Here is a 16,457-nt window from a genome sequence, read left to right as displayed (position 1 = left end):
CGCGCCTCAGCCGAGCGGCCGGTCAGCCCGCTCGTGGACGACGATCCGCGCGCCGGGGCTGAACTTCTCCAGGAGTTCGACGAGCTCCGCGGCCGCCGCGTCGAGGCCCGCGTGCGGGCCCATGCCTTCGAGCAGGAAGACCGCGTTGACGGTCTGCTCGGTGAGGCGGGTGCGCGGGCCCTGCCGCCAGTTCCAGCGGCGGCAGGTCACGCCCTCGTCGTCGCGCCAGACGACCTCACCCGCTTCGGGGTGCTCGACGGTCCGCTCGCCCCCGGCCATGGTGACGAAGTCCTCGTCCCCGGTGGCGCGGACGAGCCGCATGGCGCCCGTGATGTGGTCCAGGTCCTCGCCGCCGACGGGGACCAGATGCGCCACGCTGATCGCGTTGTAGACGTCGACCAGCGTGTTGATCCGCGGCAGCCCGGCGTCGGTGAGGGCCCTCTTGGCCAGGGCCTCGGCGGAGTTCCGGGTGCGCGAGGGCTTGGCGCCGAAGTCCGTGTAGGCCCCGCGCCAGTCCGCCATGTGCGGGTCCTCGTGCGGGGCGCGGCCGTCGAGGCGCGCGGCGAGGCGCCGGGCCGCGTCGTCGAGGAGGGCCGACGTGCCGTCGGAACTGGGGCCGTTCACGAGGTCGTACGCCTCGACGGCGATGTGGGTGAAGCCGGGCGCGAGCGCCCGCACCTCGTCGGACACGGTGAGCGTGAGCGTCATGATCTGCCTCGGGTCGCGGACGTCATCAGCGGAAGTACAGCATAACGAACCCATTAGTTCACTGCACTGTACTTCCGCTCCACGGCCGCTCGGGGCGGAGCCGCGCCGGGACGACGGCCGGCGCTACGGCGGTGCGCACCGGACGACGGCCGCAGGCCCGCGGCATGTCTACGGCAGCCCCCAGGCCGGTTCCGTCGCGTTGCCCGGCACGTCGCGCGGGCCCGGGGTCGGGCGGGCGCCCTTCGGGGTGACCAGTGCCGTCTGCCCGCGCCGCAGCGGGACACTGATCACGTCGCTCCCCCGGTACGGCAGGCGGCGGTCCCGCTCGTCACGTACGTCGACCTCCCCGGCGATGCCGTGCCGCAGCCGCAGCGGCTCCCCGGCCTCGCTGTGCACCCGGATCCACTCCGTGCGCCCGGCGCGCCGCGAGGCGTCGACGAGGAACGCGCCCTGCGCGCGGATCCGCTGGAGGCTCGCGTCCCGCCAGGTGCCGGAGACGGCGGGGAAGACCTTGACCACTCCCCCGTGGCTCTGCGTCAGCATGTCGAGCAGGGAACGGCCCGCGGCGATGGGGCTCTCCAGGGCGAAGTTGGAGCCTTCGCGGTACATGGTGTTGGGCGTGAGCGCGCAGTTGTCGGTGACGTTGCCGTCCACGAAGAACCGCAGGTGGCGCAGGGCCCGCTCCGCCTCCCCGAACAGCGTCTCCATGGAGGCCGCCGCCGCGTAGCTGTACCCGTGCCAGCGGTCCTGCCGCCCGGCCCAGTGGTCGAAGCTGCGCCGGTCGAGGCCTTCCTGGAGCGGGTGGAGCCACAGCAGGTGGGAGAAGTGGCGGTGGGACTCGGTGAGCGGGACCCCGGCGCCGATCATGACGCCGTTCCGGTCGCGGTGGTACGGGACGAGGCGGTCACGGATGTCGCGCCACCGCTTCTCGTCCGGGTCCCGCAGGCGCAGCCGCCGCACGGAGTCGAGCAGGGCCGTGACGCCCCACCGCAGCAGCGACAGGTCGTAGGTGCAGTCGGCGGCGTTGGCGTACTCGGGCGAGCGGGTCTCGGGCAGGTGCAGACGGCCGTCGGAGCCCTCGGTGAGGTGGCGCGCGTAGTAGCGGACCGCCTTGGCGAGGACCGGGCGGATGACGTGCCGCAGGGCGTCGTCGTCCATGTGGTGGCGGTAGGTGACCCATGCGTTGTGCAGGGCCCAGATGAGGTTGCCCGTGTGGTCGTTGGGGCTCACGCCGGGCACGCCGACGTAGCGCGGGCCGGAGCGCAGCCGCCAGTCGCCGGGGTGGCACAGCGCGTAGGTGTCGCCGTCGCGCAGCTCCGGGCGGATGTTGGTCTCCAGGTTGGCGTGGTCGCGGGCGAACGTCGGCGTGATGGCGTCGAGTTCGCGGTGGTTGGAGACGTCGGCGAGCGGATAGGTCACCTGGACGTTGGTGTTCCACCAGATGCTCGTCCAGTTGTTGCCCGTCTCCGGGAACCACGGACCGAAGACCGGGGTGACGGGCCCCTCGGCGCGGGTCGCGCACGCCAGCTTGTACAGCTGGATCCAGTAGAAGCGCTGCAGCTTCTTGTCGGGCACGGACACGAAGCTGCGCCGGTGGAAGGCGTGCCACCAGGCGCGGTGGCGGGCCACGGCCGCCTCGGCCGAGCCGTCGAGCGCCTTCTCGACCGCGCGGAGCGCCCGTTCCCTGCCGGCGGAGTCCGGGTGTCCGTACGCGATGGTGGCGGCGAGGAGGCGCCCGGTGCCGGAGCGGCGCTCGCGCCAGGCCGTGGTGTAGCCGCCGCCCGCGTGCAGGGGCTGCTCGACGTGGCCGGGGCCGGTGGCGGGGTCCGGGTTGGCGGTGTACTCGGGCGGGACGCGGACGGTGCGGGTGGTGCGCGAGGGCAGCGCGGTGAACCCCCAGGCCGCGGCCTCCTCACCCGCGCTCGGCTCCGTCGAGACCAGCAGGACGTCCTCGTGGCTGAGGATCAGGGCGGAGAAGGCGACGCTCCCCCGGGTGGTGGTGACGGTGCCCGCGAGTTCGGCGTCGTCCAGGTCCAGGCGCCAGTCGACGCCGGTGACCGTCCCGGCGAAGGTGAGCGTCAGGTAGCCGACGCCGAGCCGGGAGTAACCGATCGCGGCCTCCCACTGGCCGCGCTGGTCCTGTACGTGCGCGTGGTTGACCATGAAGCGCAGCACGTTGCCCTCGCCGGGCTGCGCGTACACGTGCGCGGCGAGGAAGCCGTTGCCGAGGAACGGCCCCTCCTGCCAGCTGCGCGGGAGCCGCTTCCACACCATGGCGGCGTCCCGCAGCAGCGCGCCGTGCGCGTCCGCGCGGGGCGCGGCCGCGGACGCGGCCCAGGCGACGGGCGAGCCCGCAGCGACGAGAGCTCCGGAGGCGCCTGCGACGAAGGCGCGCCGTGAGAGGGGAGTCATGGCGTGGGCCTCTCCAACAGCGGTGCGGTCAGGGTGAGTCGGCGTACGCAGCATCGGGGCCACACCGTGCCGCGTCAAGCGATCCGACAGGAATAGGTCGGATGACTTACCGGCTCCTTGCCTCGCACATGCCTCTCGCAGCGTACCGAGGGCAACACGCCTCCTCGCTACATCCGATGTTTCAGTCCCGCGTAGCGGGGAGCTCCTCCGGCAGCCTCTCCCAGAGCCAGGGGCGGTCCGGGGCCGCCTTGAGGATCTCCAGCACCACCGGGTTCGGCTCGGCGTACAGCGTCGGGTAGTCGGCCTCCCCGGCGGCCGCGTCCACCGGGAAGGCCAGCCGCTCGCCCCTGAGGGAGAACCGCGCGTCCACGCCGGGCTTGTTGCCGCGCGGATCCTGGCGGTGCCAGGCCCCGTCGAAGCGCACGGCGACGAGGCCGTGCAGCGCGAAGGCGCTGCCGTCGTCGTGGAGGAGCCTCTGGTAGCACAGGGCCGTGGGGATGTCCTCGGCGCGGAGCAGCGCGGCGAGCGCGTGCGCCTTGGCGTGGCAGATGCCGGTCCGCCGCTCCAGGACGTCGGAGGCGCGCCACGTCACGCGCGGGTCCCCGGCGTCCGCGGAGTGCGGGATGGTGTCGCGGACGAATTCATAGGCCGCCCGCGCGTATGCGTATGAGTTGTCAGCGTCCTCGGCCAGGCGCGCCGCGGTCTCCCGGACCAGGGGGTGCGTGTGGTCGATGGCCTCGTCCGCCGCGAGGTAGGCGGACAGATCTGGGTTCTCCTGGATCAGCTCCATGGGCCGCGAGCATAGGAAAGCGGCCGATCGAAGGTCAATGACTTTTCGATCGACCGCATACCCATGCACAAGCAGGGCCTGCACAGGACGGGCTCGGCCCGCGCGCCCACGACAGGCCCGCGCGCGGACCGGCGCGCTCCGGGCGCGACTAGCGCGCCATCTCCTCCTTCAGCACCGCCACGAAGGCGTCGACGTCGTCCTCCGTGGTGTCGAAGGAGCACATCCAGCGGACGTCGCCCGCGGCCTCGTCCCAGAAGTAGAAGCGGAACCGCTTCTGCAGGCGCTCGATGACGTCGTGCGGCAGCCGCGCGAACACGGCGTTGGCCTGCACGGGATGGAGGATCTCCACGCCGTGCACCGCGCGGACGCCTTCGGCCAGGCGCTGGGCCATCTCGTTGGCTTGCCGGGCGTTGCGCAGCCACAGGTCCTTGGCGAGCAGGGCCTCGAACTGCACCGAGACGAAGCGCATCTTGGAGGCGAGCTGCATGGACAGCTTGCGCAGGTGCTTCATGTGGCGCACCGCGTCGCGGTTGAGGACGACGACGGCCTCACCGAACAACGCGCCGTTCTTCGTGCCGCCCAGCGAGAGGATGTCGACGCCGACGGCGTTGGTGAGCGCCCGCATCGGCACGTCGAGCGTGGCCGCCGCGTTGGCCAAGCGGGCGCCGTCGAGGTGCACCAGCATGCCGAGCCCGTGGGCGTGTTCGACGATCGCGCGTATCTCGTCCACCGTGTACACGGTGCCCAGCTCGGTGTTCTGCGCGAACGAGACCACCTGCGGCATCGCGCGGTGCTCGTCGTCCCAGCCGAACGCCTGCCGGTCGATCAGCTCGGGGGTGAGCTTGCCGTCGGGCGTCGGCACGGTGAGCAGCTTCAGACCGCCCATGCGCTCGGGGGCGCCGCCCTCGTCCACGTTGATGTGCGCGCTCTCCGCACAGATCACCGCGCCCCAGCGGTCGGTGACCGCCTGGAGAGCGACGACGTTGGCCCCGGTGCCGTTGAAGACGGGGAACGCCTCGGCGCTCGCGCCGAAGTGGCCGCGGATGACCTGCTGGAGGTGGTCGGTGTACTCGTCCTCGCCGTAGGAGACCTGGTGGCCGCCGTTGGCGAGGGCGAGCGCGGCCATGATCTCCGGATGCGCGCCCGCGTAGTTGTCGCTCGCGAAACCGCGGACGGCGGGGTCGTGATGCCGCTTGGCATCGGTCTTCGGAGGGTTCACGGCTTCTCGGTCAGCCACAGACGTTTCCCGTTCACTTCCGATGTGGGGCGCTCCCAGACGCCGGTGATGGCCTCGGCCAGCTCCTTGACGTCCGTGAAGCCCGCGAACTTCGCGTTGGGGCGCTCCGCGCGCATCGCGTCGTGCACCAGCGCCTTCACGATCAGGATGGCAGCCGCGGCCTGCGGGCCGTCCTCGCCCCCCTCCTTGCGGAAGGCGTCGGCGAGCGCGAGCGTCCAGGCCTCCGCTGCGGACTTCGCCGCCGAGTACGCCGCGTTCCCGGCGGTCGGGTTGCTGGCGCCCGCGGCGCTGATCAGCAGGTAGCGGCCGTTGCCGCCGCGCTGGAGGCCGCCCTGGAAGGCGAGCGAGGTGTGCTGCACCGTGCGGATCAGGAGGTCTTCGAGGACGTCCCAGTCGCCGAGGTCGGTGTCGGCGAAGGAGGAGCTGCCGCGCCAGCCGCCGACGAGGTGCACCAGGCCGTCGATCCGGCCGTACTCCTTCTCCGTGCGGTCGGCCCAGGCACGGGCGGCGTCCAGGTCGAGCAGGTCGACCGTGTCGCCGGTGACCGTGGCGCCGCCGTGCGCGTAGCGCGCCGCGTCCACGGCCTCCGCCAGGCGCGAGGCGTCGGCGTCGGACGCGACCACGGTCGCCCCCGCCTCCGCCAGGCGGAGCAGGGTGGCCCGTCCCGCGGGCCCTGCGGCCCCCGCCACCGCGATCACGGCTCCGTCGAGTGCGGACATGGCCCTCGCCTCCTTGTTGTGGCCGCTCACGCGGCAACCGTCTCGGCGCCGGACTCCGCAGTGATCCCCTTGGTGGAGGCGATCACGTGCTTGAGCTTCTTGGAGAGCGCCTCATAGAACATGCTGAGTGGAAATTCGTCGGGAAGCACGTCGTCGACCAGTTTGCGCGGCGGCAGCGACGTGTCCAGGGCCTCCGGACCCTTGGCCCAGCGCGAGCCGGGGTGCGGGGCCAGATAGGAGGAAACCAGCTGGTAGCCGGCCAGCCAGTGGACGAGCTTGGGCCGGTCGATGCCGTCGCGGTAGAGCGTCTCGATCTCCGCGCAGAGCTGGTTGGTGATCTGCGGGGCACGATCCCAGTCGATCTTCAGCTTGTTGTCCGTCCAGCGGACGACGTCGTGCTTGTGCAGATACGCGAAGAGCAGCTGGCCGCCGACGCCGTCGTAGTTGCGCACGCGGTCGCCGGTGACCGGGAAGCGGAACATCCGGTCGAACAGCACCGCGTACTGCACGTCACGGGCCTGGGGCACGCCCTCGGCCTCCAGCTTCACGGCCTCCTTGAAGGCGGTGAGGTCACAGCGCAGCTCCTCCAGGCCGTACATCCAGAACGGCTGCCGCTGCTTGATCATGAAGGGGTCGAAGGGCAGGTCGCCGTGGCTGTGGGTGCGGTCGTGGACCATGTCCCACAGGACGAACGCCTCCTGGCAGCGGGCCTGGTCGGCGACCATGGCGCGGATGTCGTCCGGCAGTTCGATGCCGAGGATGTCCACGGCGGCCTCGGTGACCCGGCGGAAGCGGGCGGCCTCGCGGTCGCAGAAGATGCCGCCCCAGGTGAAGCGCTCGGGGGCCTCGCGCACGGCGATCGTCTCGGGGAAGAGCACGGCCGAGTTGGTGTCGTAACCGGCCGTGAAGTCCTCGAAGGTGATGCCGCAGAACAGCGGGTTGTCGTAGCGCGTGCGCTCCAGGTCGGCGAGCCACTCGGGCCACACCATGCGCAGCACGACCGCTTCGAAGTTGCGGTCCGGATTGCCGTTCTGCGTGTACATGGGGAAGAGCACGAGGTGCTGGAGGCCGTCCTCGCGGCGGGCCGCCGGGTGGAAGGCGAGCAGCGAGTCGAGGAAGTCCGGCACCTGGAAGCCGTCTTGGGCCCACTTGCGCAGATCGGCCACCAGGGCCGTGAGGTACGCGGCGTCGTGGGCGAGCAGCGGGGCCAGCTCCTCGACCGAGGCTATGAGGCGGTCGACCGCCTGTCCGGCCACGGCCTTCGACGGCGCGCCCTCGCGCTCGAAGTCGATCGAGCCGTCCTTGGACTGCCAGGGCCTGATCTCCTCGACGGCACCCTTGAGCACCGGCCAGGCCGGGTGGTCCACCACACGCCCGTCACGGGAAGCCCCGGGGCTGTCCGCCGCCGCCTGCACAAGAATTTCCGTCATGTCCCATCCTCCACGGGAGAACCTCGCGTATGAGCAGCGTATGTGTGCGAGCTTCTCCGTCACAAGAGGGGATCCGGGAAATTATCCTGCCCACCCTCCGCTGGGCCGCTGTTTTTCCTGTCGTCCGGCGCCGGGGCGGCCACCTCCCCCACTGTTTCCCGCTCCGGGCGTGCGGACACCCCCCGTCCCGGGGCGACCCGCGCGCCGCGAGGTGCGGCCGCCGCCCGCGCAAGACCGCGGCATCGCCCCGGAGGCAACATCCACGAGTACGGCCACGCGCGAAAGGCCCGCACCCCGGAAAACGCGCCGGGAATGCGAACCGAAAAGCAGAGCCGGGCGGATCGGAACACCGTGAAGAACCTCACCGCGGTGACGCGAAGAGCATCTCGCCGAGCGCCACCCCTCCCTGCATCGTTCCAGCTCAGAGGCCATACTTTCGCTCGTATACGGGCGCTACGACCCCCAACCTTTCACCCCTCCAATTGTTCAGCGCACCATGAACTACGCGCTTTTCGGCCGCATTCCCCGTACCGCTTCCGCTGGCTCGATTCGCCTTCTCCCTTCCGCCGCGAAAGGCCGCTAGCGTGCCCGGGCGCGGGGGAAGTCGAGGAGGGGATCAGCGGAATGTTCTATGCCGTTTTCAGGTGTGTCGTCCTGATACCGCTGCTGCGATGGCTGTTCCGGCCGCGGATCGAGGGGCTGGTCAACGTACCGGCCCGGGGCGCGGCCATCGTGGCGGGGAACCACCAGTCGTTCTGCGACCAGTTCCTGCTCGGCGTGACGCTGCGCCGGCGCATCAACTTCCTCGCCAAGCAGGAGTACTTCACGGGCAAGGGCCTGCGCGGACGCCTCGCCGCCGCGTTCTTCCGGGGCATCGGCGCGATCCCCGTGGACCGGTCGGGCAACGGCGCGGGGCAGGCCGCCGTCGAGGCCGGGCTCGACGTGCTCGACCGGGGCGGCCTGCTCGGCATCTTCCCCGAGGGCACCCGCTCGCACGACGGGCGCCTGTACAAGGGCAGGGTGGGCGTGGCGGCGATGGCACTGCGGTCCGGCGCGCCCGTGATCCCCTGCGCCATGATCGGCACGTTCGAGGCCCAGCCCGCGGGCCGCCGGGTGCCGAGCGTCGTGCCGATCACCCTGCGCTTCGGCAGGCCGCTCGACTTCTCCAAGTACGCGGGCATGGAGGACCAGCGCGCCGCGCTGCGGGCCGCCACGGACGAGATCATGTACGCGATCCTGGAACTCTCGGGCCAGGAGTACGTCGACACGTACGCCGTCGAGGCCAAGGCCGCGGCACAGGCCCAGGAGCTGGCGCGGCGCACCCGCAGGCGCGCGGGTCAACCCCCGGCCGACGCGCCCACCCACGGGTGAGACAGCTCGCGATCACGGTGCCCGCGGCGGTAGGACGGGCCGGGTCAGCCGTCCCCGCCACAGGGAGCGCCGAACCGTTGAGCACCCGCGCCGTTCTGGTCGCCGCCGTCATCACCGGACTCATTCTGGGCATCGTGGGCACGAGACCGGATGATTCCGCTTCGCCCCGCAGGAACGATCCGATCGTGGAGGCGGGCGATTAGGCTGCGGCCGTGCCGCGCGGTCCCCTGCCTCCGCACCGCGCGGAGCCGAGCCGCCGTCGACGGAAGCGAGTGACCTTGAACTTCCTCACCATCGGGCATCGCGGTGTCATGGGCACCGAACCCGAGAACACCCTGCGATCCTTCGTCGCCGCGCAAGCCGCGGGCCTGGACGTCATCGAACTGGACCTGCATCTGAGCAAGGACGGCGCCCTCGTCGTCATGCACGACGCCGACGTGCGCCGCACCACCGACGGCAGCGGTCCCATCGCCGAGAAGACCCTCGCCGAGCTGCGCGAGCTCGACGCGGGCCTGGGCGAGCGCGTCCCGGTCTTCGAGGAGGTCCTGGACGCCGTCCGGGCGCCGCTGCAGGCCGAGATCAAGGACGTGGCGGCGGCGCGCGCCCTCGCCGACGTCATGCACGCGCGGGACCTGGTCGGCCGGGTGGAAGTGCTCTCCTTCCACGACGAGGCGATCGCCGAGATCGCCCGGCTCGTCCCCGGCGTGCGCACCGCGCTCGTCGCCAGCCGCTACGGCGTGGACGTGGTGGAGCGCGCCACCGCGGTCGGCGCCGCCACGCTGGTGCTGAACATCCGCCGGCTGACCCTGGAGGTCGTCGAGCACGCGCGCAAGGCCGACCTGCGGATCATCGGCTGGGTCGTGAACACCCAGGACGATCTGCGCCTGGTGCGCGCGCTCCAGCTCGACGGCGCGACGACGGACTACCCGGACATCAAACGGACGGGACGTTTCACCGCCTGAGGCGACTCGTGAGGCCCCGCGCCGGGGCCTCACGGGGCCGCCGCCGCGCCGAGGCGGGCCGCTCAGCCGATCCGCTTCACCAGGAGCTCGAATTCCAGGTCGTCGCGCTGCGGGACGCCGAAGCGCTCGTCGCCGTACGGGAAGGGGCTCATCTTTCCCGTACGGCGGTAGCCGCGCCGTTCGTACCAGGCGATGAGCTCCTCGCGTACGGAGATCACGGTCATGTGCATCTCCCGGGCGCCCCAGGTGTCCCGCGCGGTCCGCTCCGCCTCCGCCATGATCACCTTGCCCAGCCCCGCGCCCTGGAGCGCCGGGCTGACGGCGAACATCCCGAAGTACACGTGGTCCCCACGGTGTTCGAGCTGGCAGCAGGCCACGATCCGGCCGTCGCGCTCCACCGCGAGCAGCTTGCTGTCGGGCGCGGTGATGACGTCGACGACGCCCTGCGGGTCGGTGCGCCGGCCCTCGAGGATGTCCGCCTCGGTGGTCCAACCGGCACGGCTGTCGTCGCCTCGGTACGCCGACTCGATCAGCCCGACCAGCGCCTCCGCGTCGGCTTCGGTGGCGTCCCTGAAGGTGAGGTCGCCGTGCGTGCTCGGGTGCGGGGCGGTTGCCATGGGGGCGGGTCTCCGATCTGCCGGTGCTGCGGTGCCGTCGCGCGCCGGACTCCTGAGCCCCGGCACGCACCGCCGAGCGTAACCCGGGACTAAGGTGCGGGCGCATGGTGCACGTACTCAGCAGCAGAATCCTCCTGCGCCCCACCGACCCGGAGCGCTCCCGGACCTTCTACGGCACGGACCTCGGCCTCGCCGTCCACCGCGAGTTCGGCACGGGGCCCGAGCGCGGCACGGTGTACTTCCTCGGCGGCGGCTTCCTGGAGGTCTCGGGACGCTCGACACAGCTTCCTTCGCCCGCCGTGCAGTTGTGGCTCCAGGTCGCGGACGCAGCCGCCGCGCACGCGGAGCTGGCCGCGCGCGGCGTGCAGATCCTGCGGCCGCCGGTCAAGGAGCCCTGGGGCCTCGTCGAGATGTGGATCGCCGACCCCGACGGCGTGCGCATCGCGGTGGTGGAGGTGCCGGAGGACCATCCGCTGCGCTACCGGCCCTAGGGCCGACCCGTCGGACAGGTCCCAGGTCAGCCGCGCGGGACGCCGAGGCGGCCCTCCAGCTGGCTGAGGAGCTCGCCCAGGAGGGCCCCGAGGCGCTCCTGGCCGTCGTCCGCCAGGCCCGCGAGCACCGTCGTCTCGTACGCCAGCTGGTCGGGCAGGACCCCGTCGACGAGGTCGCGGCCCGCGTCGGTAAGGCGGACGTGCGTGACGCGGCGGTCACGCGTGTCCGGGCGGCGGTCGATCAGGGCGCGCTCCTGGAGCAGCTTCAGGCGCTTGGTGACCGCCGCGCCCGAGGAGAAGGTCTCGCGGGCCAGCTCGCCGGGGGTCAGCTCGTGGCCGGTGCGGCGCAGGGCGCCGAGCAGGTCGAACTCCGGGCGGGTCAGGCCCGCCCGGCGCAGCGGGGCGTCCTCGGCCTGCTGGAGCAGGGCCGCGCAGCGGTTGATGCGGCCGATGATCTCCATCGGCGCGGTGTCCACGCCCGGATGCACCTGCTGCCACTGGCGGACCACCGCGGCCACCGTGTCGCCCGCACCCGCCCGGCCGTACCCACTCGTCATCCCCGCGCCCCGCTCCTCGTGCTCATGCCGCTGGTGTCACGGCCGCGCGCCCTCCGCGGCCTGCGGTCCACCACGTACCGTAGCCGCGAGCGTACGGTGCCCGGCCCGCTCCGCGTCCGCCACCCGGCGCGCGGGGAGCTCGCGCTGCCACCACTCGCCCGCGGCCGTGTCGTGGGCGGCGCGCAGGGCGACGAGGCTCGCGGTCAGACGGCGCCGGGCCCGGTGCAGGTCGGGGGCGGGTCCCGGCAGGGCGCTTTCGGCGTGGGCGCGGGCGCGGTCCGTGGCGGCGAGGGCGTGCTCGATGTGGTCGGCGGCCCGCCGGTTGGTGACGGCCACGGCGGCGACGAGCCCGAGCAGCGCGCCGAGCAGGGTGTCCACCACGCGGTCGGCGATCAGTGCGCCGGGGTCCTGGAAGCGCCCGAACTCGGTGACGAGCAGCGCCATCGGCGTCACGCACACGCAGCCCAGCCAGTAGTTGCGGGTGATGAGGGCCTCCGCGCCGAAGGCGCAGAGCAGCCCGCACACGGTCAGCGCGGCGTGGTCGTGGTGCGCGAGCGGCACGAGCGCGGCGAAGGCGGCCACGCCCACGACGTTGCCGACGACGCGCTGGACGCCTCGGCTCCAGGTCAGGGTGACGTTGGCCTGGTACAGGGACGCGGCGGTGACCAGGGCCCAGTAGGGGCGCCCGACGCCGAGCGCGAGCGCCGCGTACCCGGCCAGGGCGCAGCCGACGCCGGTGCGCAGCGCGATGGGCAGCAGCGGCGACCCGGGCGCGAGCCGCCGCCACAGCGGCACCGCGGCCTCGGCCGCCTCGGCCCGCTCCAGCGGCGGGTGCGGGGCCGTGGCACCGGTCACCGGGACGGCTCCGGTGCCGCGCAGCCCCTCGGCCAGGGCGCGCAGCCGCGCGGGGTCTCCCGCGGCGGGCACGGCGAGGGCTTCCTCAGCGGTCGCCACGAGGTGGTGCAGCGCGGTCCGGGTCGCGTCGACGCGTATCGCGTGCAGGGCCTGCCAGGCGGCGTGCACCGCGTCGGCAGCGGCGGCGCGGGCCCGCGCGGCGCCGGGCCCGCGCGCGTCGGCCGCCGCGGCGTCGGCGTACGCGGCGGCCGCGCGCAGGGCCCGGCCGGTGGCGCGCCGCTCCGGGCCGTGCGGGCGCAGCAGCGCGGGCGCCATGCCGACGAGCCAGGCCACGGCGCCCGCGCCGAGCGTCAGGGCGAGGTGCCCCGCCACCTGGTCGAGGCGCTGCGGCGCGAACAGGCTCGCGGAGCTGACGAAGGTGAAGATCAGATGGCCGGGCGGGCCGATGCGGGTGGCGTCGCAGAGCGCCTTCTGAGCGGCGGCGAGCAGCGCGCCCACCGCCACGAGCACCGCCGCGCCGGGCGCGAGCGCGGCGGTGGTCAGGGCGACCGCCACGCTCGCGGCCATCCCGGCGACGACCCGGGCGAGGGCGCGGGCCCGTGCGGCGTACGGCAGTTGGTGTGCGTACAGGGCGCAGAGCGACCCGGCCATCGTGTACATCACGAGGTCGAGGCGGCCGAGGGCGAGCAGCGTCAGATGGGGGATCGCCATGGCGACGAAGACGCTCGTCGCGGGCTTGAACCAGATGTCCGACGGCTTGCCGAGGCGCAGCACGCCGACGAGCGGCAGACGGCGGAGGTGCGCGCGCAGCGAAGGCCTGGACGGGGGCGCGGCGTGGGCGGGAGGTGGGGCGCTGCTCATGCCCAGAAGGTTAGCAAGTGTTTTACCTGCAAAATAAATAGCCCCGCGACTGGCTCCGCGTCCGCACTGGCCCCGCGACCGGCCCCGCGTCCGCGCAGGCCCCGTGACCGGCTCCGCGTCCGCGCAGGGACGAGCCCGTGACCGGCCCCGGACGGGCGCTGCCGAGACCCGCCCCACAACGAAGGGGCCCATGACCAGCCGCGCACCCCTTCCGCTCCCCCGTCGCGCTCCCGCCGTACACCCGTGCGCTCCCGTACGCCGCCCCGGCGCCGGGCATCGACTCGTCATCGGCGTCGTCCGTCGGTCGAGGAGGTGCCCGGTGCACGGACCCGGTTCGGCGAGCTGGCTGCTCGTGGCGCTCTGCGCGGCGAGCGGCGCCTACTGCGTGCTGCGGATGCGCAGCCGCGTCGAGGAGCAGCGCCGCACGGCGGGCGGCGAAGCGCTCATGGGCTTCGGCATGGCGGTGATGGCCGTGCCCGCCGCCGCGCTCTCCCCGCCCCGCGGCGCGTGGCTCGCGTACGCGACGGTGTTCACCGCCATCGCCCTGCACGCGGCCTGGACGACGCGGCGCTCCGTCCACCACGTCCACCACCTGGTGGGCGCCGCCGCGATGGTCTACATGTCGGCGGCGATGCTCTCCGCCCCCGGCGGCGGCCACGGCGACACGGGCGTCCCGGTGCTGACCGGCACCCTCCTCGTGTACTTCACCGCGCACGTGCTCGCCTCGGGCGCGCGGCTCGCCCCGGTGGGCGCGGTGGTCACCCCGGAGGCCGGCGTCGTCCGCTGGGCGGACCGGCCGGAGCTGGCCCTGGTGTGCCGCCTCGCGATGAGCATGGCCATGGTCGCGATGCTCCTGACGCTGTGAGCCCCCTCCCCGCGAGCGCCCCCTCCGCCCCGCGCAGAAGCCCCTGAACCCCGGCCCCTGCCGTGGCGTGCGTCACTTCACGGCGAAGGTCCATACCCTCTTGAGGCATGCCCCTCATAGGGTTGACCCATGATGGTCCCCGTCGCGCTGCTGCTCCTTGCCGGGCTGACCGCCGTCCTCGCGCCCCGGATGCTCGCGCGGGCGGACTGGCCGGAGCGCGAACCGGTGGTGGCACTGTGGGCCTGGCAGTGCGTGGTGGCGGGCGTGCTGCTCTGCTGCGCCCTGTCGATGACCTTCAGCGCGGCCGCCGCCTGGCAGGCCGTGCGGGGCCAGCTCTTCGCTCCCGCGCCGCACGGCGTCGTCGAGGCGTACGCCCTCGGCCCGACGCCCTGGGCCACGGTGACGGCGGTGGCCCTCGCCTGCGGCGGCGCCTGGACGGCCGTGATGCTCACGCGTGAGATCGCCCGCGCCCGGACCCGGCGCGCCAGGCGGCGGGCCGAACTGGTCGTGCGCGCCCCGCTGTTGCCCGGCGAGGAGCCCGGCGCCGACCGGCTCGTCGTCCTGGAGGGCGAGCGCCCGGACGCCTGGTGGCTGCCCGGATCCGCACCCCAACTGGTCATCACCACCGCCGCGTTGCGCCGCCTGAAGGGCCGCCAGCTCGATGCGGTGCTCGCCCACGAGCAGGGCCACGCGCAGGCCCGGCACGACTGGCTCCTGCACTGCTCCGGCGCGCTCGCCGCGGGCTTCCCGCAGGTTCCGGTGTTCGCCGCGTTCCGCGACGAGATGCACCGGCTCGTGGAGCTGGCCGCCGACGACGTGGCCTCGCGCCGCTTCGGGCGCCTGACCATCGCGCTCGCCCTCGTCGAACTCAACGAGGACCGGGGCGTGTTCGGGCCCTGCCCGACCCCGCAGGCACACGTTCCGGCCCGGGTGCACCGGCTGCTCGCCGCCCGCCCCCGGCTCACCGCGGGGCGCCGTCTGCGGCTGACCGCCGCGGCCGCGCTCGTGCCGGTCGTCCCGCTCCTGGTCGCGTTCGTCCCGGCGCTGCGCGCCCTCGGTTAGGCGTCGCCGCCGGGCATCGGTGAGGATCGAGGCATGGACTCCGCGCCTCCCCCGACGCCGCCCCCGCCGTCCCGCGCCGCCCGTGCGGCGGTGCTGCTCGCACTCCCCTCGCTGCTGCTGCTCGTCCTGGTCTGCGCCGAGTGGCAGCCGCTGCTCGCGCTGGACGGCGACATCGCGCGGACCACGCACCGCTGGGCGGTGGCCCACCGGGACCTCACCCACGCCGCCCGCGTCCTCACGGACTGGGTGTGGGACCCATGGACGATGCGCGCCCTGTGCACGGTGGTCGTGCTGTGGCTCGTCGCGCAGCGGGCGTGGTGGCTCGCCCTGTGGCTCGCGGCGACCTGCCTGGTGGGCACGCTGGTTCAGCAGGCCATGAAGGCGGCGGTCGGCCGGGAGCGCCCGGTCTGGCCGGACCCGGTGGACTCCGCGCGCTACGCGGCCTTCCCGTCCGGGCACGCGTTGACCGCCACCGTCGTGTGCGGGCTGCTCCTGTGGCTGCTCCGCCGCTACGCCGTGAGGCCTGCCGTGTGGCGCACCGCCGTCGCCGTCGCCGCGGTGTCCGTCGTCGGCGTCGGCCTCACCCGTGTGTGGCTGGGCGTCCACTGGGCCTCGGACGTCGTGGCGGGCTGGCTCATCGGCGCCCTGGCCGTCGCCGTCGCGATCGCCCTGTACGACCGCTACGCACCCGCCGTACGGTCCCCGGCGGCGACGGGACGGGCCCCCAGCCGTCGGTGACCGCGATCCCGTGGGGCGCGTCGGACGGTGCTTGACCCCGCGCCGGGCGGTCCCGGAGGATCGCGGCATGGCGATCAAGGGCGTGCTGTTCGACTTCTCCGGGACGCTGTTCCGCGTCGAGCCCCCCGTGTCCTGGCTGCGGGCCGCGCTCACCGCGCGCGGGCTCGCCCTGCCGCCGGACGAGGAGGCGCGGCTCGCGGCGGCGCTCGACCGCGCGGGCGCGCTGCCCGGCGGCTCGCCGACCCCGAAGGCGCCCGGGCACCTCGCCGGCCTGGTCGCGCGCCGCGACGAGAGCGCGGAGCTGCACCGCGCCGCGTACACCGGCCTCGCCCGGACCGTACCGCTGCCCGACCCGGGCCTGTACGACGCCCTCTACGACCGGCACATGGCGCCGGACGCCTGGCGGCCCTACCCCGACGCGCTCGACGTCCTGCGCGGCCTGCGGGCGCGCGGGGTGCGCGTCGGGGTCGTGAGCAACATCGGCTGGGATCCGCGCCCCGTCTTCCGCGCGCACGGCCTCGACGCGCATGTGGACGCGTACGTGCTGTCGTACGAGCACGGCGTCCAGAAGCCCGATCCCCGCCTCTTCGCGCACGGCTGCGACGCGCTCGCCGTCGCCCCCGCGGACACGCTGATGGTCGGCGACGACCGCCGTGCGGACGGCGGCGCGGCCGCCCTCGGCTGCGCCGTGCACTTCGTGGCCCATCTGCCGGTGCTCCAGCGCCCCGACGCCCTGCGCGCGGTCCTGACCCTGGTGGGCGGCGCGGGCTGACCGTCGTGCC

General features: G+C 73.6%; 16 protein-coding genes. 7 read left to right on the top strand and 9 right to left on the bottom strand.

The genetic code is table 11. The annotated features are described in order from the left end of the window. Window positions 1-6: 6 nt before the first annotated feature. The 6 genes from MQV74_RS37000 to MQV74_RS36975 form a co-directional block, all read right to left on the bottom strand. Window positions 7-708 carry a B3/B4 domain-containing protein gene (locus MQV74_RS37000; protein ID WP_242727855.1) on the bottom strand — a complete coding sequence of 234 codons (702 nt, stop codon included), beginning with the start codon at window positions 706-708 and terminating at the stop codon, window positions 7-9. Between the two features lie 168 nt (window positions 709-876). Further along, a complete protein-coding gene (locus tag MQV74_RS36995; RefSeq protein ID WP_242727854.1) occupies window positions 877-3,120 on the bottom strand; it encodes a glycosyl hydrolase family 95 catalytic domain-containing protein in 2,244 nt (747 codons plus the stop codon). A gap of 181 nt (window positions 3,121-3,301) precedes the next feature. Continuing rightward, window positions 3,302-3,910, bottom strand: a complete 609-nt coding sequence (locus MQV74_RS36990) for a transglutaminase-like domain-containing protein (protein ID WP_242727853.1) — start codon at window positions 3,908-3,910, stop codon at window positions 3,302-3,304. A gap of 148 nt (window positions 3,911-4,058) precedes the next feature. After that, window positions 4,059-5,129, bottom strand: coding sequence for a threonine aldolase family protein (locus MQV74_RS36985; protein ID WP_242727851.1), 1,071 nt, complete (start codon window positions 5,127-5,129; stop codon window positions 4,059-4,061). Next, on the bottom strand, window positions 5,126-5,866 hold the full coding sequence (locus MQV74_RS36980; protein ID WP_242727849.1) for an SDR family NAD(P)-dependent oxidoreductase: 741 nt from the start codon (window positions 5,864-5,866) through the stop codon (window positions 5,126-5,128). The genes MQV74_RS36985 and MQV74_RS36980 overlap by 4 nt, the downstream gene beginning before the upstream one ends. A 26-nt stretch (window positions 5,867-5,892) precedes the next feature. Next, entirely contained in the window at window positions 5,893-7,296 is a 1,404-nt protein-coding gene (locus MQV74_RS36975; protein WP_242727847.1) for a DUF6421 family protein, read from the bottom strand. Window positions 7,297-7,920: 624 nt separating this feature from the next. Between MQV74_RS36975 and MQV74_RS36970 the strand changes: the two genes are divergently transcribed. Continuing rightward, a complete protein-coding gene (locus MQV74_RS36970; RefSeq protein WP_242727845.1) occupies window positions 7,921-8,667 on the top strand; it encodes a lysophospholipid acyltransferase family protein in 747 nt (248 codons plus the stop codon). Between the two features lie 278 nt (window positions 8,668-8,945). After that, window positions 8,946-9,629 (top strand): glycerophosphodiester phosphodiesterase, encoded by a 684-nt coding sequence (locus tag MQV74_RS36965; RefSeq protein ID WP_242729354.1) that lies wholly within the window; start codon window positions 8,946-8,948, stop codon window positions 9,627-9,629. Between the two features lie 62 nt (window positions 9,630-9,691). Here MQV74_RS36965 and MQV74_RS36960 read toward each other — a convergent pair whose 3' ends face one another. Continuing rightward, on the bottom strand, window positions 9,692-10,246 hold the full coding sequence (locus tag MQV74_RS36960; protein WP_242727842.1) for a GNAT family N-acetyltransferase: 555 nt from the start codon (window positions 10,244-10,246) through the stop codon (window positions 9,692-9,694). 104 nt (window positions 10,247-10,350) lie between these two features. Between MQV74_RS36960 and MQV74_RS36955 the strand changes: the two genes are divergently transcribed. Continuing rightward, the gene (locus MQV74_RS36955) at window positions 10,351-10,737 is read left to right on the top strand and encodes a VOC family protein (RefSeq protein WP_242727840.1); all 387 of its coding nucleotides are present in this window, start codon (window positions 10,351-10,353) and stop codon (window positions 10,735-10,737) included. 26 nt (window positions 10,738-10,763) lie between these two features. Here MQV74_RS36955 and MQV74_RS36950 read toward each other — a convergent pair whose 3' ends face one another. Beyond that, complete coding sequence (locus MQV74_RS36950) at window positions 10,764-11,294, bottom strand: MarR family winged helix-turn-helix transcriptional regulator (protein ID WP_242727838.1); 531 nt, start codon at window positions 11,292-11,294, stop codon at window positions 10,764-10,766. Window positions 11,295-11,330: 36 nt separating this feature from the next. After that, window positions 11,331-13,010 (bottom strand): FUSC family protein, encoded by a 1,680-nt coding sequence (locus MQV74_RS36945; protein ID WP_242727836.1) that lies wholly within the window; start codon window positions 13,008-13,010, stop codon window positions 11,331-11,333. A 319-nt stretch (window positions 13,011-13,329) separates the two neighbouring features. Between MQV74_RS36945 and MQV74_RS36940 the strand changes: the two genes are divergently transcribed. The 4 genes from MQV74_RS36940 to MQV74_RS36925 all read left to right on the top strand — a co-directional run bounded on the left by MQV74_RS36940 (window position 13,330) and on the right by MQV74_RS36925 (window position 16,447). Continuing rightward, a complete protein-coding gene (locus MQV74_RS36940; protein WP_242727834.1) occupies window positions 13,330-13,875 on the top strand; it encodes a DUF5134 domain-containing protein in 546 nt (181 codons plus the stop codon). 129 nt (window positions 13,876-14,004) lie between these two features. Next, window positions 14,005-14,937, top strand: coding sequence for a M56 family metallopeptidase (locus MQV74_RS36935; RefSeq protein ID WP_242727832.1), 933 nt, complete (start codon window positions 14,005-14,007; stop codon window positions 14,935-14,937). A 33-nt stretch (window positions 14,938-14,970) separates the two neighbouring features. Beyond that, window positions 14,971-15,675 carry a phosphatase PAP2 family protein gene (locus MQV74_RS36930; RefSeq protein ID WP_242727830.1) on the top strand — a complete coding sequence of 235 codons (705 nt, stop codon included), beginning with the start codon at window positions 14,971-14,973 and terminating at the stop codon, window positions 15,673-15,675. 67 nt (window positions 15,676-15,742) lie between these two features. Continuing rightward, window positions 15,743-16,447: an HAD family hydrolase gene (locus MQV74_RS36925; RefSeq protein ID WP_242727828.1), complete on the top strand. Its 705-nt coding sequence runs from the start codon at window positions 15,743-15,745 to the stop codon at window positions 16,445-16,447. Window positions 16,448-16,457 lie beyond the last annotated feature (10 nt).

The organism is Streptomyces sp. AN091965, from assembly GCF_022698285.1.
Lineage (GTDB): Bacteria > Actinomycetota > Actinomycetes > Streptomycetales > Streptomycetaceae > Streptomyces.
The sequence above is the reverse complement of the archived record's forward strand: the minus strand, read 5'-3'. Positions and strand labels throughout refer to the sequence as shown.

Bases quoted from the DNA above. Each gene is read 5' to 3' on its own strand.
- MQV74_RS37000 (WP_242727855.1), bottom strand. From the start codon at position 708: ATGACGCTCACGCTCACCGTGTCCGACGAGGTGCGGGCGCTCGCGCCC.
- MQV74_RS36925 (WP_242727828.1), top strand. From the start codon at position 15,743: ATGGCGATCAAGGGCGTGCTGTTCGACTTCTCCGGGACGCTGTTCCGC.
- MQV74_RS36970 (WP_242727845.1), top strand. From the start codon at position 7,921: ATGTTCTATGCCGTTTTCAGGTGTGTCGTCCTGATACCGCTGCTGCGA.
- MQV74_RS36945 (WP_242727836.1), bottom strand. From the start codon at position 13,010: ATGAGCAGCGCCCCACCTCCCGCCCACGCCGCGCCCCCGTCCAGGCCT.
- MQV74_RS36950 (WP_242727838.1), bottom strand. From the start codon at position 11,294: ATGACGAGTGGGTACGGCCGGGCGGGTGCGGGCGACACGGTGGCCGCG.
- MQV74_RS36955 (WP_242727840.1), top strand. From the start codon at position 10,351: ATGGTGCACGTACTCAGCAGCAGAATCCTCCTGCGCCCCACCGACCCG.
- MQV74_RS36930 (WP_242727830.1), top strand. From the start codon at position 14,971: ATGGACTCCGCGCCTCCCCCGACGCCGCCCCCGCCGTCCCGCGCCGCC.
- MQV74_RS36995 (WP_242727854.1), bottom strand. From the start codon at position 3,120: ATGACTCCCCTCTCACGGCGCGCCTTCGTCGCAGGCGCCTCCGGAGCT.
- MQV74_RS36980 (WP_242727849.1), bottom strand. From the start codon at position 5,866: ATGTCCGCACTCGACGGAGCCGTGATCGCGGTGGCGGGGGCCGCAGGG.
- MQV74_RS36975 (WP_242727847.1), bottom strand. From the start codon at position 7,296: ATGACGGAAATTCTTGTGCAGGCGGCGGCGGACAGCCCCGGGGCTTCC.
- MQV74_RS36935 (WP_242727832.1), top strand. From the start codon at position 14,005: ATGATGGTCCCCGTCGCGCTGCTGCTCCTTGCCGGGCTGACCGCCGTC.
- MQV74_RS36990 (WP_242727853.1), bottom strand. From the start codon at position 3,910: ATGGAGCTGATCCAGGAGAACCCAGATCTGTCCGCCTACCTCGCGGCG.
- MQV74_RS36960 (WP_242727842.1), bottom strand. From the start codon at position 10,246: ATGGCAACCGCCCCGCACCCGAGCACGCACGGCGACCTCACCTTCAGG.